The organism is Kocuria oxytropis (assembly GCF_040981195.1).
Lineage (GTDB): Bacteria > Actinomycetota > Actinomycetes > Actinomycetales > Micrococcaceae > Kocuria > Kocuria oxytropis.
Window position 1 is genome coordinate 1 of record NZ_JAVFXA010000002.1, and the last position, 16,048, is coordinate 16,048.

Genomic DNA, 16,048 nt, shown 5'->3' on the forward strand with positions numbered 1-16,048 from the left:
GTACGTGCTGGACCGCACCTACCAGCTCAACGTGGGCGGGAACATGGACTTCATGAACATGCTCGAGCGCAACCGGCTGGAGTCGAAGAAGATCTCCAAGACCCAGGCGGTGACCTCCAACGTGGTCCGGGAGTTCGGCACCAAGGACGTGCACATCGGCCCCTCGGACCACGTGCCGTGGCTGGAGGACCGGAAGTTCGCCTTCGTGCGGCTGGAGGGCCACGGCTTCGGCAACGCGCCGATCTCCCTGGAGTACAAGCTGGAGGTGTGGGACTCGCCGAACTCGGCCGGGGTGATCATCGACGCGATCCGGGCGGCGAAGATCGGCCTGGACCGGGGCATCGGGGGTCCGCTGACCTCGGCCTCGGCGTACTTCATGAAGTCCCCGGCCGAGCAGCTGCCCGACGACGTGGCCCGGGCGGACCTGGAGGCCTTCATCCGGGGCGAGCGCGAACGCTGAGCCCGCCTCCCCCGCACGCGCAGGCCCCCGCACCGGACGGTGCGGGGGCCTGCGCGTGCGGTCGGGGCGCCGCCGGCGCCCTCAGATGTAGTCGGCCAGGCCGGCGCGGTGCAGCACGAACTCGGTGACCGGCTCGTAGACGCGGGGCGGGAGGTTGTCGTCGAGCGGCACGGCAACCTCGACCTGGCCCTGCGCCTCGGCCACGAACACGCCGGGGTCGTTGCAGTCCGCGACCGCCACGGTCCGCAGTCCCCGGGACCCGGCGGCCCCGGCGAGGCCGTGGTCGGCCACCACGAGGTCGGGCGGGTTCTGCCCGTCGCGCCGTAGCTTCTCCAGGGTCAGGGACATGGGCCCGGGGAAGTGGGTGTGCCGCAGCCCGCCGTACTGCTCGACCATCACGACGCTCTCGATCTGCCGGACGTCGCCGTCCTCGAACGGGAAGCCGTCCGGGACCTGCACCACGTGCGCGCCCGCGCGGCGGGCCACCCGGGCCAGCTGCGCGTAGACCGGGAACAGCCCGGCCGGGTGTCCGGTGGCGAAGAGCACCCGGCCGCCGCCGGAGACCACCTGCCCGAGGACCCGGGCGTAGCGCTCCAGCGCGGCGACGGTGCGTGCCGCCGAGATCGTGTCCTGCCCCTCGACGTGCGCCCGGTCGGGGGAGATGCCGACCCGGTCCCGCATGAGCGCGAACACGTCGTCGAAGCTCCACTGCCGGGTGCGCACCACGCCCATGTGCTGGTGCTGGTCGCCGTCGAGGAAGCCCTGGATGTTGCGCAGGTTCGCCTCGCGGGGCGTGGCCACCGCGCCCGTGATGCGGTGCCGGTCGAGGTGGCGGGCGAGGTCCGTGGGGGAGAGGGGGGGAGTCGTCACCGTTCGAGTGTATTCAGCCGCCGGCCGCTACCGTCGCGTACCCCCGCCCGGGCCCGCACGCGGGCGTAGACCTCGGCCGTGGACAGGGCGGTGCGCTCCCACGAGTGGCCCTGGGCGCGCCGGGCGGCGGCCTCGCCCATGCGGGCCAGCGCCGCCGGGTCGGCGGCCAGCGCCAGCAGGGCCCGCGCCCACGAGCCGGGGTCGCGGTCGGGCACGAGCCGGCCGGTGAGCCCGTCGAGCACCGCGGTGCGCAGCCCGTCGACGTCCGTGGCGAGCACCGGGGTGCCGCAGGCCTGGGCCTCCAGGGCCACGAGGCCGAAGGTCTCCGAGGAGGAGGGGACGGCCACGACGTCGGCCTGCCGCATCCGGGCGGCGAGCTGCGGGGCGGGCAGGGCGGGGCCGAAGCGCACGGCGTCCTCCAGGCCCAGCTCCTGCACGCGATCCCGCAGCGCGGCCGTGAAGCCGCGCGTGCCGACCCCCACGACGTCCAGCTGCACGGCGAGCCCGGGATCGCTCGCACGGATCCGTGCGAGCGCGTCGACCAGCACGTGCGGGCCCTTGAGCGCCTGCAGGCGACCGGCGAACAGGACCCGCAGCGGACGGCCGGGCGTGCCGGGGGGCGGCGCGGCCGCGCGGCGGGACTCCCCGGGGGCGGGGTCCGGGGTGAAGGCGGAGAGGTCGACCCCGGGGGTGATCACGGTCAGCCGTCCCGGGTCGGCGTCGTAGAGCTCGATCATCTGCAGCGCCTCGGTGCGGGTGTTCACCACCGTGGCCTCGGCCCGGGCGATCAGCTCGGCCTCGGCCTCCGCGCGGGAGGCCGGTTCGAGCCCCTCGCCGGTGCGGGCGCGCAGGTTCTTCCCGCGCGCGGTGGTGTGCAGGGTCAGCACGAGCGGGACCCCCCAGGCGTCGGCGAGCTCGCGGCCCGCGGCGCCGGAGAGCCAGTAGTGGGCGTGCACCACGTCCGGGCGCTCGGCACCGGTGCGGAGCACGTCCGCGAACGCCGCGGTGAACCCGGGCAGGTCCTCCTTGCTCGCCCCGGCGGCCCCGGGCAGGGAGACGGTGAGCAGCCGCAGGCCCTCGCGGATCCGGGTGCTGCGCACGCCCGCGGCGGGTGGGGCGCCGGCGCCCCGGTCGAGGGTGGCCATGTCCACGGTGTGGCCGGCGTCCACGAGGGCCTCGGCGAGGTGGCGGACGTAGACGTTCATCCCGCCCGCGTCACCGGACCCCGGTTGCTCGAGGGGACAGGTGTGCAGGCTGATCAGCAGGACGTGGCGGAGCGCGGCGGACACGGCTCAACTCTAGCCGCCGCCCCCTGAGGTCCGCCCCCGGCGCCCGCCGCTGCGCCGGCCGCGCCGGGCCCGGTGCGAGAATGGGACCCGTGAACCGTGCTGATCCCGTCCCGGCCGCCCCGTCCGGCGGCTCCCTCCCGCCTCCTCCCCGGTGCGAGCGCAGCGCCGTGGTGGACCTGGCCGCCGTGCGCGCCAACGTGCGCCGGCTCCGTGCCCTCGCCGCCCCCGCCCGGCTGATGGCCGTGGTCAAGGCCGACGCCTACGGCCACGGCGCCGTGCCCGTGGCCCGCGCGGTCCTCGAGGCCGGCGCGGACGCCCTGGGCGTCGCCCACGTGAGCGAGGCCCTCGCCCTGCGGGACGCAGGCGTCGACGCCCCGGTGCTCGCGTGGCTGCACACCGTCGACACGGACTTCCGGGCCGCGCTCGCCGCGGGCGTGGAGCTGGGCGTCAGCGGCTGGGAGCTCGCCCCGATCACCGAGACCGCCCGCGCCCTCGGGCGCACCGCCCGGATCCACCTGAAGATCGACACGGGCCTGGGCCGCAACGGCGCCACGGAGGCGCTCTGGCCCGAGCTCGTGCGGGACGCCGCGCGGGCCGAGGCCGAGGGGCTGGTGCAGGTCGTAGGGGTCTTCACGCACCTGGCCGTGGCCGACGAACCGGCCCGGCCCGAGACCCGGGAGCAGCTCGCGCGCTTCCGGGCGGCCGTGGCCGCGGCCCGCGCCGCCGGGCTGCGGCCCGCGCTGCGCCACGCCGCGAACTCCCCGGGCCTGCTCGGCGCCGCCGCGCTCGAGCGCCCGGAGGACATGCTCCTGGACATGGTCCGGGTCGGGGTGGCCCTCTACGGGCTCTCCCCGTTCGCCGACCGCACCCCGGAGCAGCTGGGCCTGGTGCCGGCCATGACGCTGCGGAGCACGGTCAGCGCCGTCAAGGAGGTGCCCGCCGGGCAGGGCGTCTCCTACGGGCTGAGCTACGTCACCGACCGCCCCACCACGCTGGCGCTCGTGCCGCTGGGCTACGCGGACGGCGTCCCGCGCACCGGCACCGGCGGCCCGGTCCGGATCCAGGGCCGCACCTACCGGGAGGTGGGCCGGGTCGCGATGGACCAGATCGTCGTGGACCTCGGCGTCCCGGGCCGCTCCGCCCCTGAACACGGGCTGCTGGGCGCGGAGGCCGTGCTGTTCGGGGCGGGGGAGGACCCCTCGGCGAGCGCGTGGGCGGAGGCCGCGGGCACCATCAACTACGAGATCGTCACCCGCGTCTCGCCCCGCGTGCCCCGGGTGCACCTGCACGCCGCGGAGGACCCGGGCGGTCCGGGCCGGGGAGGAGAGCGCCGATGAGCGAGTGGACGGAGACGGTGACCGTGGACGGGCCCGGGCGGACCCAGGCCCTGGCCGAACGGCTGGGCCGACAGCTGCGCGCCGGGGACCTGCTGGTCCTCACGGGCGAGCTGGGCGCGGGCAAGACCACGTTCACCCAGGGCCTGGGCCGCGGCCTGGGGGTGCGCGAGGGGATCATCTCGCCCACGTTCGTGCTGGTGCGCCGGCACCCCAGCCTCCCGGACGGGCCCCGGCCCGGCGGCCCGGACCTGGTGCACGTGGACGCCTACCGGCTGGGCTCCGCGGCGGAGGTCGACGACATCGACCTGGAGGACACGGTGGACACGGCCGTGACCGTGGTCGAGTGGGGCGCCGGGAAGGTCGAGCACCTGGCGGAGTCCCGGCTCGAGATCGTCCTGGAGCGCGCCGTGGGCACCGGCACCCTCGGGGCCGCCGGGGCTACGGGCGGGGCGGCCGGGGCCACGGGCGGGGCCGCAGCCGGGGCGGACGGGTCCCCGCTCCCGGACCCCGGTGCGGCCCCCGCGCCCGGCCGGGACCCGGACGAGGACCCGGACCAGGGGTCCGACCCGGACGAGGACCCGGACGAGGAGCCCCGCCGGATCACCCTCACCGGGTTCGGCCCGCGCTGGGCGGGCGGGCCGCCGCAGCTGGGCTGAGCCGGCCCCCGGCCGCCGGTCGGGCCCGCCGGTCGGGCACTACACTGGTCGGGTGCTCCTCCTGTGCCTGGACTCCTCCGCCGTCGCCTCCGCCGCCCTCGTGACCGGTGCGGGCGAGGTCCTCGGCGCCTTCGCCAGCCCCGACACCCGCTCCCACGCCGAGGTCCTCGCCCCCGCGGTCCGGGACCTGCTGGCCGCCGCCGGCGTGACCGGCGGCGACCTCGACGGGGTGCTGGTCGGCACCGGCCCCGGGCCCTTCACCGGGCTGCGCGCGGGCATCGCGACGGCGCGGGCGCTCGCCTTCGCGTGGGACCTCCCGCTGCACGGGCTGATGAGCCTCGAGGCCCTCGCCCAGGACGCGGCCGGGCACGCCCGGGCGGCCGGTCACCCGGAGTTCCTCGTGCTCACGGACGCCCGGCGCCTCGAGGTCTACTGGGCCCGCTTCGTCCTGGCCGAGGACGGCCCGCGCCCGGCCGGGGGCCCCGGGGTGGCGGCCGCCGAGCAGCTCCCGGCGCTGCCCGCCTACGGCCGCGGGGCGGGGATCTACGCCGACCGGCTGGCCGCGCCCGTGCCGGAGTTCGCCGGGGCGCAGCCCACGGCGTCGTCCCTGGGACTCGCCGCGGCCCGCCGCGCGGCCCGCGGGGAGCCGCTGCGCCCGGACACGACCCCGCTGTACCTGCGGGAGTCCGACGCCAAGGTCCCCGGCCCGCGGAAGCGGGCGAGCGCGTGAGCCCCCCACCGGGCGGCGGCCCCTGGACCCTGCGCCGGATGGTCCCCGCGGACGTCCCGGCGGTGCACGCCCTCGAGCGGCGGCTCTTCCCCGTGGACGCGTGGCCGCTGGAGATGTTCACCGCGGAGCTCGCCCAGCCCGTCTGCCGGTACTGGGTGGCGGAGCAGGACGGCGCGATCGTCGGCTACGCGGGGCTGATGTGCCTGCCGCCCGTGGGCGACGTGCAGACCATCGCGGTGGTCCCCGAGCACGAGGGCCGCGGGATCGGCTCGGCCCTGCTGCGCACCCTGCACGACCGGGCCCGGGAGCTCGGCGCCACCGAGGTGCTGCTCGAGGTCCGCGCCGACAACCCGCGGGCCCAGCGGCTCTACCGCCGCGTCGGCTACGAGCAGATCCACGTCCGTCCCCGCTACTACCGGGACGGGGCCGACGCGCTGATCATGCGCCTGGACCTCACCGCACAGCACGCCCCGACCCCACCGGCCCACCCCACGGAGGAGACCCCATGACCGACGGACCGCTCGTGCTGGGCATCGAGTCCTCGTGCGACGAGACCGGGGTGGGGATCGTGCGGGGGCGCACCCTGCTGGCCAACGTCGTGTCCTCCTCGATGGACGAGCACGTGCGCTTCGGCGGCGTGATCCCCGAGATCGCCTCCCGCGCCCACCTCGACGCGATCGTGCCCGCCCTGCGCGAGGCCCTCGACCGGGCCGGCGTGGGCCTCGACGACCTCGACGCCCTCGCGGTGACCTCGGGGCCCGGGCTGGCCGGGGCCCTCATGGTGGGCACGGCCGCCGCGAAGGCCCTCGCCGTGGCCACGGGCAAGCCCCTGTACGCCGTCAACCACCTCGTGGCGCACGTGAGCGTGGGCCTGCTCGAGGACTCGGGGATCGAGGGGTTCCAGGGGGCCTTCGACGACGGGCTGCCCCGCGGCCTCGGGGCGCTGCTGGTCTCCGGCGGGCACACCGAGATCCTCGCCGTCGAGGACATCGGCCGGGACGTGCGCCTGCTCGGGGCCACGATCGACGACGCGGCCGGCGAGGCCTACGACAAGGTCGCCCGGGTCCTGGGCCTGGACTACCCCGGCGGCCCGGCCATCGACGCCGCGGCCCGGGACGGGGACCCCACCGCCTTCCGCCTGCCCCGCGGGCTGACGGCGGGCAAGTACCTGGGCTCCGCCGAGCGGCCCGGCCCGCACCGCTACGACTTCTCCTTCTCCGGGCTGAAGACCGCCGTGGCCCGGGTCGTCGAGGGCTACGAGGCGCGCGGCGAGCCGGTGCCGGTGGCCGACGTCGCGGCGTCCTTCCAGGAGGCGGTGGCCGACGTGGTCACGCGCAAGGCCGTGCTCGCGTGCACCGAGCAGGGGCTCGGGACGCTGCTGCTCGGCGGGGGAGTGGCCGCGAACTCCCGGCTGCGGGAGCTCACCGCGCAGCGCTGCGCCGAGCACGGGATCGAGCTGGTGGTCCCCCGGCTGCCGCTGTGCACCGACAACGGGGCCATGGTCGCCGCGCTCGCGGCGCGGGTCGTGGCCGGGGGGCGGGCGCCGTCCGGGCTGGACTTCGCCGCCGACTCGTCCCTGCCGGTGACCACCGTCTCCGTGTGAGCGCTCGCCCGCATGCCCCACGGGCATGCGGGCCGGTCGCTCCCGCGGGCCGGGCGCCCCCGAGGATCAGTCGTTCTCGCGGGTGCGGCGGACGATGTCGAGGGCGACCGCGTGCAGGTCCCCGTCGTGGGCGCGGGCCACGGCGCGCTGGCGCTGGTACCCGGCGCCCTGCTGCAGGATCCGCTCCACGTCGGCGAGCTCCCGGGAGCAGCCCAGCTCGGCGGCCACGGGCTCGAGCCGGTCCAGCAGCGCGGTCAGGTCCTCGCGCAGGCCCCGCTCGTGGTTGCGGGGGTCCGTGATGACCTCGGCGTCGAGCCCGTAGCGGGCCGCCCGCCACTTGTTCTCCTGGATGTGCCACGGCTTGAGGCGGGCCGGGGGGCGTCCGGCGTCCACGTCCCGGGAGAGGGACTCCGCGAGGCACTGGGTGAGCGCCGTCAGCGCACCCACCTCCCACAGGGTCGAGAGACCGTCGCAGAAGCGGACCTCGTCGGTGCCCAGCCGCGGCACGGGGCGCACGTCCCAGCGGGCCTCGCTCATCTCCTCGATGATGCCGGTGGCGATCATGTCCGTGATGCACTGCTCGTACGCCGACCAGGACGGGAAGTGGTACGGCAGCCCGGCCGTGGACAGCTGCTGGAAGATCATGGAGCGCTGGGACGCGTAGCCGGTGTCCTCGCCGGCCCAGAACGGCGAGTTCGCGGACAGGGCGAGCAGGTGCGGGTAGTAGGTGAGCAGGCCGTCGAGCACCGGCAGGGCCTTCGCCCGCGCGTCGAGGCCCACGTGCACGTGCACCCCGTAGATGACCATCTGCCGCCCCCAGTACTGGGCGCGGTCCACGAGCTTGTGGTAGCGCTGCTTGTCGGTGACCTGCTGGTCCTGCCAGCGCGCGAACGGGTGGGTGCCCGCGGCGAAGACCTCGAGGCCCTGCGGGTCGGTGACCTTGCGGATCTCGTCCATCATGGTGGACAGCTGCTCCGTGGAGTGGGCCACGTCCCGGCACACCCCGGTGACCAGCTCGATGGTGTTGAGCAGGAACTCCCCGGTGAGGTGCGGGTGGTCGCCGTCCGTGCCCCAGTCCGGATGGTCCGCCAGGACGGCCTCGTACGTCTCCCGGCCCCGGGGCACCAGGTCCCCCGTGCTGCCGTCCACGAGGGCGATCTCCCACTCGACGCCCAGCGTCGACTGGTGGGAGCGGGCGAACGAGATCTCCACGCGGCAGGTCCTCCGTGCTGTCGAGGGGGCGGGCGCCCGGTCGGGAACGGGCCGGACGGCCCGCGGAGCCCTCAGTCTACGGTTTCCACGACGATCACGACGCGCTGCTCCGCGGGGTCCGCACCGGCCCGTGCCGGGCCTCCCGCCGCCGGGGCCGGTGCCGGGCCCGGGGCCGTCCGGGTGACCACGAGCGTGGCGCGGCCGGGGCCCTTCGGGGCGAGCCGGCGGCGCAGCTCCTCCGGGGTCACGTCGGTGCCGCGCTTCTTGATCTCGAGCGTGCCCACGCCGTGCTCCCGGACCCACCGCTTGAGCACCTTGACGGTGTGCGGCAACACCTCCCGCACGCGGTACGCGCGGGCCAGCGGGGTGCGCACGAGCTCGTCGGAGGTGAGGTAGGCGATCCTGGGGTGGATCAGGCGCGCGCCCAGCTGCCGGGCGAGGTCCGTGACGAGGCCCGCCCGGATCACCGCGCCGTCCGGTTCGTAGAGGTACGCGCCCACAGGCCCGACCACGGCGTCGGCGTGGGCGGGGTCGTGGTCCTCGGCGCTGGTGAGCTCGGCGGAGCCGTGCGCGGACAGCACGAGAGCCGCCCGCCGCACGCCGGGGCGGGCCACGGCGTTGAACCAGAGCACGGCCTCGACCACGTCGCCCCGGTCGGAGACCCACTGCGCCTCGCACCCGGCGGGGACCGCCTCGTGCGGGATGCCGGGCCCCAGCTTCACCCCGACGGGCAGGCCGCGCCCGGCCAGCGCCTCGGCGAAGGACAGGGGCGGGGAGAACGCCTCGGGGTCGAAGATCCGGCGGGTGCCCGACGACGACGTCGTGCGCCGGGCCGGGTCCAGCCACACCCCGTCCGGCGGCCCGCCGGGCAGGGAGGCGAGGTCCAGCCGCTCGACGTCGGCGTGCAGGACCATGACCTCGGGGAACGGGGCGAGGTTGAGGGTGGCGACCGCGGCCGTGGTCTCGTCGAGCTCCACGGCGGTGACCCGGCGGTCGAGGGAGGCCAGCGCGAGCGCGTCCGCGCCGATCCCGCAGCCGAGGTCGGCCACGTGCGTCAGATTCGCGCCGGCGAAGCGCCGCGCGTGCAGGGCGGCCACCCGCAGCCGGGTGGCCTGCTCGAGACCGGCGCGGGTGAAGAGCATGCGGCCGGCGAAGTCCCCGAACTTCTCCTGCGCCCTGGCGCGGAGCCGGGCCTGGGTGAGCACCGCGGAGACGAGCTCGGCGTCGTGCCCCGCGGCCCGCAGCCGGGTGGCGGTGCGCAGGGCGTCCGCCTCGTCGTAGGGGCCCAGGGAGCCGAGCAGGGCCATGCCCTCCTGGGTCAGCAGCGGGGCGATCTCGCGGGGGTCGACGGGGGTCTCGGAGCTCATGGGTGCCGTTCGGGTCGGGGGCGGGTCAGACGAAGTAGATGCCGATGCGGTGGCCGTCGACCTCCTCCACGCGGATGTCGATGCCGTAGATCTCCCGCAGCACGGCCGGGCGCATGATCTCCTCGGGCGTGCCGTGGTGGAGGAGGGCGCCGTCCTTCATGGCCATGATCCGGTCGGAGTAGCAGGACGCGAAGTTGATGTCGTGGATGACGAGCACCACGGTCTTGCCGAGGTCGTGGGCCATCTGCCGCAGCAGGCGCATCATCTCCACCGCGTGCTTCATGTCGAGGTTGTTGAGCGGCTCGTCGAGCAGGACGTAGTCGGTGTCCTGGGCGACGACCATGGCGATGAACGCCCGCTGCCGCTGCCCGCCGGAGAGCTCGTCCACATAGCGGTCGGCGAGCTCCTCGAGCTGGAGGTAGCGCAGCGCCCGCTCCACGTGCTCCCGGTCCGCGGCGGTGTGCCGGCCCTTGGAGTGCGGGTGCCGGCCGAAGGCCACGAGGTCCCGGACGCTCAGCCGGACCGACAGGCTGTTCTCCTGGCGCAGGATGGACAGCTTCCGGGCCAGCTGGTCCGAGGGGGTGCCGAGGACGTCGAGGTCGTCCACGAACACGGTGCCCTCGTCCATGGGCAGCAGCCGCGCGGCCATGGACAGCAGGGTCGACTTCCCGGCGCCGTTGGCGCCGATGATCGAGACGATCCCGCCCGCCTCGATGGTTCCCGAGACGCCGTCGACGACGGTCTGCGCCCCGTACCGCTTGGTGAGGCCCGTCAGTTCGATCACGATGTGCTCCTTGTCACTTGAGGGATCCCCGCAGCAGCAGCACGAGGAAGAGCAGCCCGCCGGCGAACTCGATCACGATGCTCAGCGCGGTGTCGAAGGCGAAGACCTGCTCCAGGACCACCTGGCCCCCCACGAGCGCGATGATCCCCAGCAGCACGGCCATGGGGAGCACGTGCCGGTGGCGGAAGGTCCGGCACAGGGCGTAGGCGAGGTTCGCCACGAGGAGCCCGAAGAACGTGATGGGCCCGACCAGCGCGGTGCACACGCCCACGAGCACGGAGCAGACCACCAGCACGGCCGTGACCACCCGGGTGTGGTCGACGCCCAGGCTGATCGCCGTGTCCCGGCCCAGGGCCAGGACGTCGAGGTGCCGGCGGAAGGCCAGCGCCACGAGGGAGACCAGCCCCACGAGCAGCGCGGACAGGCGCAGCAGCCCGGTGTCCACGTTGCCGAACGAGGCGAACATCGCGTCCTGGAGGACGACGAACTCGCTGGGCTCGAGCAGCCGCTGCAGCAGCGAGGAGATCCCGCGGAAGACGGTGCCGAGGACGATGCCGACCAGCAGCACCAGGTGCAGGGACTTCCCCGTGCCCGTGAACAGCCAGCGGTAGACCAGCCAGCTGAACCCCACCATGAGCGCGAGCTCGAGCCCGAACGTCGCCCCGTCGCCGAGGGCGACCACGCCGACGGAGCCGAGGGAGAACACCAGGACCGTCTGGATGAGCACGTACAGCGCGTCGAAGCCCATGATGGACGGGGTGAGGATGCGGTTGCCGGTGACCGTCTGGAACAGGACCGTGGACACCCCCACGGCGTAGGCGACGAGCACCATGGTCAGCACCTTGTTGACCCGGCGCGGCAGGACGTAGCCGAGGTCCCCGCCGAGGTCCACGGTCAGGTACAGGCCGATCGCGGCGGCGGCCAGCACGGCGAGGATCCCGATCCAGGCGCCGGGGGAGAGCGCCGTGCGGGGCCGCCGGGGGCCGCCGGCGGCCAGGGCGGGAGGCAGGGCGGAGGTGCCGGCGCTCACCGGTGACGCCCCCTCAGCAGCATGGTCAGGAACAGGGCGCCGCCGACCACGGCGACGACGGTGCCCACGGGGATCTCGTACGGATAGCGGATCACCCGGGCCGCGATGTCGCACGCGAGCACGAAGCCGGCGCCGAGGACGGCGACCCACGGCACGGTGCGGCGGGAGTTGTCGCCCACCAGCATGGACACGAGGTTGGGCACGACCAGCCCCAGGAAGGGGATCGACCCGACGGTGACCACGACCACGGCCGCGATGAGGGCCACCAGGGTCATGCCCAGGGCCATGACCTTCCGGTGGTCGATGCCCAGGTTCGTGCTGAACTCGTGGCCCATGCCCGCGACCGTGAACCGGTCCGCGGCCACGTAGCCGACCGCCGTGAGCGCCAGCACGAGCCAGAGCAGCTCGTAGCGGCCCCGCAGCACGCCGGAGAAGTCGCCGAGCATCCAGGCGTTGAGCGTCTGCAGCAGGTCGTAGCGGTAGGCGAAGAACGTGGTGACGGAGGCGATCACGTTGCCGAGCATGATCCCCACGAGCGGCACCAGCAGGGTGCCGCGCAGCGGGATGCGCTGGAGCACGAGCAGGAACAGGGCGGTCCCGGCGACCGCGAACACGGAGGCCGAGCCCATCTTCAGCAGCAGCGGGGCCGAGGGCAGGAGCAGGGTCACGACGAGCAGGCCCGCCTGCGCCGACTCGACGGTGCCCACGGTCGAGGGCTCCACGAACTTGTTCCGGACCATGAGCTGCATGATCAGCCCGGCCACGGACAGGGCCAGGCCGGCCAGCACCACCGAGGCGGTGCGGGGGAAGCGGGAGACCGCGATGATCTCCATCGAGGACCGGAAGCCCTCGAGGTCCCCGGCGAGCAGCTGCCCCGTCAGGGACCAGGGGGTGACGTCCAGGACCCCGACGAAGGTGCTGACGACCGCCAGGACCAGCACGAGGGCGCCCGCGGCGGCGAGCCGGCGGGCGTTGGCCCGGGCCAACGCCCCGGGGTCCACGGGGGTGGAGCCCGCCGGTGGCGGCGCCGGTGCGGGGCCGGCGCTCGCGCGGCGCGGCGCGGGGGGCACGACGGTGCTCAACGTGGCGTGGTGGTCATCGGGGGCCTTCCGAGGTCGAGGGGCGGGTCGCGGCCGCGGGCCGAGGCGGCCCCGGGCGCTCCGCACGGACGCCGTGCGGAGCACCCCGGGGGTCGCGCTCGTGCCCCGGTCGGCGGATCAGGAGAGGGACTCCTGGACCTCGTCGATCATGGCCGGGAGGTTGTCCAGGCCGAAGCCGACCAGGTACCAGCTCGCGCTGTCCACGTAGGTGATCCGGTCCTGCTGCGCCGCGGTGGTGCCGTCGACCAGCTCGTTGTCGAGGACCTGCCGGGCGGCCTCGCCGCCGGACTGGCCGATGGCGGTGTCGCGGTCCAGCACGAAGAGGTGGTCGGGGTCCGCGGCGGAGATCGCCTCGAAGGAGACGGCCTCGCCGTGGGTGCCCTCGGCCTGGACGTCGGCGGCGGACTCGAAGCCCAGCAGGTCGAAGACGATGTTGCCGAAGCGCGAGTCCGGGCCGTAGGCGTTAACCTCGCCGGCGCTGGTCAGCAGGAACATCGCGGAGCCGGCCCCGGCGGTGCGGGCCTTCGTCTCCTCGATCTGCTCGTCGACGGCGGTCAGCCGCTCCTCGACCTCGGTCTCCTTGCCGAAGATCCGGCCCAGGGTCTCGGACTGCTCGGTGAAGGAGTTCAGCGCGTCGGTCTGGTCGAGCGAGAGGTCCACGGTGGGGGCGATCTCGGCGAGCTCGTCGTAGAAGTCGGCGGTGCGCCCCGAGATGATGATCAGGTCCGGAGCGGCCTCGGCCACGGCCTCCAGATCGGGCTCCTTCATGGACCCGGCGTTGACGTAGTCGTCCGACGCGTACTCGGCGAACTGCTGGGGCAGGCTCCCGCTCCGGGGCAGGCCCTGGACGTCCTCGCCCAGCGCCCGCAGGGAGTCGAGGACCCCGAGGTCGAAGGTGATGACGTCCTCCGGGTCCACGGGGACGTCCGTGGTGCCCTGCGCGTGCTCCACGCTGACGGTCTCCGCCGAGGCGGCGGCCGGCGCGTCCTCGTCGGTGGCCGCAGCCCCCGAGGTCGAGCAGCCCGCGAGGGCCAGGACGGAGGCGGCGGCCAGCAGGGCGGTGGAGCGGTGTCGGGCAGTGCGGTTCATGGTCTTCCTTCGGGCAGGGGTCGCCGGCGTGCTCCGGGGTGGAGGGGGCCGGCGGGATCCGGTGGGCACGACGGGGCCGCACACCGGTGTGCGGGGACGTGCAGGGAGGGGCACCGTGACTCGGCCGAGGTAAGGGTTGCCTTACCGCTCAACCTAGAGCGTCCGGCGAGCCGAGGCAAATCATTGGCGAACACCGGTGTGACCTAATGGCTCGCCCGTGGTTCCCGGGGGGTCGGTGCGCTGGCACTCGCCTTGACCGACTGCCAGGCCCCTCCTATAGTCGGCCTTAGCACTCTCCGGGTGAGGGTGCTAAGGGCCAGGCGATCGATCGGCACCGCGACGACGGTTGGTGCGCCCCCCGGCCCGAACGCTCGACCGCGGGCTCCGCCCGCGGTCGCCCACCGTTTTCCACCCCTACAGACAAGGAGAGATCGTGTCGGTCTCCATCAAGCCTCTCGAGGATCGCATCGTCGTCCAGCCGCTCGCCGCCGAGCAGACCACCGCGTCCGGTCTCGTCATCCCGGACACCGCCAAGGAGAAGCCCCAGGAGGGCAAGGTCCTGGCCGTCGGGCCCGGTCGTGTCGACGACTCCGGCAACCGCATCCCGGTCGACGTCAAGGAGGGCGACGTCGTGATCTTCTCCAAGTACGGCGGGACCGAGGTCAAGTACAACGGCGAGGAGTACCTGGTGCTCCCGGCCCGCGACGTGCTCGCCGTCGTCGAGAAGTAGACCCGGGGTCCCGACCCCGGCGCACACCGCGCAGTCCTGACGAAGGGTGCCCGCCGCGCGCCCCGCTGATCCGGCGGGCCCGCGGCGGGCACCCTTCGCCGATCCCGAACCCCGACCCCCGCTGGCGACCCCAGCCACCCAGAAGGAGCCATTGTCCATGGCCAAGCAGCTGGCATTCGACGATGCCGCCCGCAAGTCCCTCGAGAACGGCGTCAACAAGCTCGCCGACACCGTCAAGGTCACCCTCGGCCCGCGCGGCCGCAACGTGGTGCTCGACAAGAAGTGGGGCGCCCCCACGATCACCAACGACGGCGTGACCATCGCCCGCGAGGTCGAGCTCGACGACCCGTACGAGAACCTCGGCGCCCAGCTCGCCAAGGAGGTGGCGACCAAGACCAACGACGTCGCCGGCGACGGCACCACGACCGCGACCGTGCTCGCCCAGGCGCTCGTCAAGGAGGGCCTGCGCAACGTGGCCGCCGGCGCCGACCCGCTGAGCCTCAAGCGCGGCATCGAGAAGGCCGTCCAGGCCGTCTCCGAGCGCCTGCTGGAGAACGCCCGTCCCGTGGAGGGCGCCAACGTCGCCCACGTGGCGACCATCTCGGCGCAGGACCCGGCGATCGGCGAGCTCATCGCCCGCGCCTTCGAGACCGTCGGCAAGGACGGCGTCATCACCATCGAGGACGGCTCGAGCACCGAGGTGGAGCTCGACGTCACCGAGGGCATGCAGTTCGACAAGGGCTACCTGTCCCCGTCCTTCGTGACCGACGCCGAGCGCCAGGAAGCGGTCATGGAGAACTCCCTGGTGCTGCTGTACCAGGGCAAGATCTCCTCGGTCCCGGAGCTCATGCCCGTGCTGGAGAAGGTCCTCCAGGCCAAGAAGCCGCTGACCATCATCGCCGAGGACGTCGAGGGCGAGGCCCTGTCCACCCTCGTGGTCAACAAGCTGCGCGGCAACCTCGACGTCGTGGCCCTCAAGGCCCCGGGCTTCGGCGACCGGCGCAAGGCGATCCTGCAGGACCTCGCCGTGCTGACCGGCGGCCAGCTCATCACCGCCGAGCTGGGCATCAGCCTGGACCAGGTGACCCTGGAGCAGCTGGGCACCGCCCGCCGCGTCACGGTCACCAAGAACACCACCACCGTGGTGGACGGCGGCGGGACCGAGGCCGAGATCCAGGACCGGGTCGCCACCATCCGCGCCGAGGCCGAGCGCACCGACTCCGAGTGGGACCGCGAGAAGCTGCAGGAGCGCCTCGCGCGCCTGGCCGGCGGCGTCTCCGTGATCAAGGTCGGCGCGGCCACCGAGGTGGAGGCGAAGGAGCGCAAGCACCGCATCGAGGACGCCGTGTCCTCGACGCGCGCGGCCCTCGAGGAGGGCATCGTCTCCGGCGGCGGCACCGCCCTGGTGCAGGCCGCGAAGGTCCTCGACGAGTCCGACCTCGGGCTCACCGGCGACGCGGCGACCGCGCTCGGGATCGTCCGCCGCGCCCTGCGCCAGCCGCTGTACTGGATCGCGCAGAACGCCGGCCAGGACGGGGCCGTGGTCGCCGCCCGCGTGGCCGAGCTCGAGCCCGGCCACGGCTACGACGCCGCCACCGGCGACTACGTCGAGATGGTCGGCGCCGGGATCATCGACCCGGTCAAGGTCACCCGCTCGGCGCTGCAGAACGCCGCGTCCATCGCGGCGCTCGTGCTGACCACCGAGGCGCTCGTGACGGACAAGCCGGCCGAGGACGACGGGCACGGCCACCAGCACTGATCCGTCAGCACTGACCGGTCAGCACTGATCCG

General features: G+C 74.4%; 15 protein-coding genes and 1 pseudogene. 8 read left to right on the top strand and 8 right to left on the bottom strand.

What is annotated here, in order from left to right; genetic code table 11:
• Nucleotides 1–460: pseudogene (locus QYM41_RS02415) on the top strand (inositol-3-phosphate synthase); the annotation flags it as partial.
• Nucleotides 461–541: 81 nt separating this feature from the next.
• On the opposite strand, the gene QYM41_RS02420 reads toward QYM41_RS02415, so the two are convergent.
• A complete protein-coding gene (locus QYM41_RS02420) occupies nt 542–1,330 on the bottom strand; it encodes a phosphatase (RefSeq protein ID WP_368798148.1) in 789 nt (262 codons plus the stop codon).
• Nucleotides 1,327–2,619, bottom strand: a complete 1,293-nt coding sequence (locus tag QYM41_RS02425) for a glycosyltransferase (protein ID WP_368798149.1) — start codon at nt 2,617–2,619, stop codon at nt 1,327–1,329. The genes QYM41_RS02420 and QYM41_RS02425 overlap by 4 nt, the downstream gene beginning before the upstream one ends.
• A gap of 80 nt (nt 2,620–2,699) precedes the next feature.
• Here QYM41_RS02425 and alr point away from each other — a divergent pair, with 80 nt between their 5' ends.
• Genes alr through tsaD form a run of 5 tightly spaced genes read left to right on the top strand, consistent with a single transcriptional unit; the run spans nt 2,700 to nt 6,945 of the window.
• Nucleotides 2,700–3,956: an alanine racemase gene (gene alr / locus QYM41_RS02430; protein ID WP_438612536.1), complete on the top strand. Its 1,257-nt coding sequence runs from the start codon at nt 2,700–2,702 to the stop codon at nt 3,954–3,956.
• Nucleotides 3,953–4,612: a tRNA (adenosine(37)-N6)-threonylcarbamoyltransferase complex ATPase subunit type 1 TsaE gene (gene tsaE, locus QYM41_RS02435; RefSeq protein WP_368798150.1), complete on the top strand. Its 660-nt coding sequence runs from the start codon at nt 3,953–3,955 to the stop codon at nt 4,610–4,612. Before alr ends, tsaE begins: the two co-directional genes overlap by 4 nt.
• A 52-nt stretch (nt 4,613–4,664) precedes the next feature.
• Complete coding sequence (gene tsaB / locus QYM41_RS02440) at nt 4,665–5,342, top strand: tRNA (adenosine(37)-N6)-threonylcarbamoyltransferase complex dimerization subunit type 1 TsaB (protein WP_368798151.1); 678 nt, start codon at nt 4,665–4,667, stop codon at nt 5,340–5,342.
• 38 nt (nt 5,343–5,380) lie between these two features.
• Nucleotides 5,381–5,851 (top strand): ribosomal protein S18-alanine N-acetyltransferase, encoded by a 471-nt coding sequence (gene rimI / locus QYM41_RS02445; protein WP_368798435.1) that lies wholly within the window; start codon nt 5,381–5,383, stop codon nt 5,849–5,851.
• Nucleotides 5,848–6,945 carry a tRNA (adenosine(37)-N6)-threonylcarbamoyltransferase complex transferase subunit TsaD gene (tsaD, locus tag QYM41_RS02450; RefSeq protein ID WP_368798152.1) on the top strand — a complete coding sequence of 366 codons (1,098 nt, stop codon included), beginning with the start codon at nt 5,848–5,850 and terminating at the stop codon, nt 6,943–6,945. The genes rimI and tsaD overlap by 4 nt, the downstream gene beginning before the upstream one ends.
• Before the next feature lie 66 nt (nt 6,946–7,011).
• On the opposite strand, the gene QYM41_RS02455 is transcribed toward tsaD, so the two are convergent.
• The 6 genes from QYM41_RS02455 to QYM41_RS02480 all read right to left on the bottom strand — a co-directional run bounded on the left by QYM41_RS02455 (nt 7,012) and on the right by QYM41_RS02480 (nt 13,527).
• On the bottom strand, nt 7,012–8,157 hold the full coding sequence (locus tag QYM41_RS02455) for a glutamate--cysteine ligase (protein WP_368798153.1): 1,146 nt from the start codon (nt 8,155–8,157) through the stop codon (nt 7,012–7,014).
• 71 nt (nt 8,158–8,228) lie between these two features.
• The gene (locus tag QYM41_RS02460) at nt 8,229–9,524 is read right to left on the bottom strand and encodes a THUMP-like domain-containing protein (RefSeq protein WP_368798154.1); all 1,296 of its coding nucleotides are present in this window, start codon (nt 9,522–9,524) and stop codon (nt 8,229–8,231) included.
• 25 nt (nt 9,525–9,549) lie between these two features.
• Nucleotides 9,550–10,308 carry an iron ABC transporter ATP-binding protein gene (locus tag QYM41_RS02465; protein WP_368798155.1) on the bottom strand — a complete coding sequence of 253 codons (759 nt, stop codon included), beginning with the start codon at nt 10,306–10,308 and terminating at the stop codon, nt 9,550–9,552.
• Between the two features lie 13 nt (nt 10,309–10,321).
• The gene (locus QYM41_RS02470) at nt 10,322–11,338 is read right to left on the bottom strand and encodes an iron chelate uptake ABC transporter family permease subunit (protein ID WP_368798156.1); all 1,017 of its coding nucleotides are present in this window, start codon (nt 11,336–11,338) and stop codon (nt 10,322–10,324) included.
• Complete coding sequence (locus QYM41_RS02475; RefSeq protein ID WP_368798157.1) at nt 11,335–12,420, bottom strand: ABC transporter permease; 1,086 nt, start codon at nt 12,418–12,420, stop codon at nt 11,335–11,337. Before QYM41_RS02475 ends, QYM41_RS02470 begins: the two co-directional genes overlap by 4 nt.
• Nucleotides 12,421–12,555: 135 nt before the next feature.
• Entirely contained in the window at nt 12,556–13,527 is a 972-nt protein-coding gene (locus QYM41_RS02480) for a siderophore ABC transporter substrate-binding protein (protein WP_368798158.1), read from the bottom strand.
• Nucleotides 13,528–13,960: 433 nt separating this feature from the next.
• Here QYM41_RS02480 and groES point away from each other — a divergent pair, with 433 nt between their 5' ends.
• Nucleotides 13,961–14,257, top strand: a complete 297-nt coding sequence (gene groES, locus QYM41_RS02485) for a co-chaperone GroES (protein WP_047801805.1) — start codon at nt 13,961–13,963, stop codon at nt 14,255–14,257.
• Nucleotides 14,258–14,414: 157 nt separating this feature from the next.
• On the top strand, nt 14,415–16,016 hold the full coding sequence (groL, locus tag QYM41_RS02490) for a chaperonin GroEL (RefSeq protein ID WP_368798159.1): 1,602 nt from the start codon (nt 14,415–14,417) through the stop codon (nt 16,014–16,016).
• The last annotated feature ends 32 nt before the right edge of the window (nt 16,017–16,048 follow it).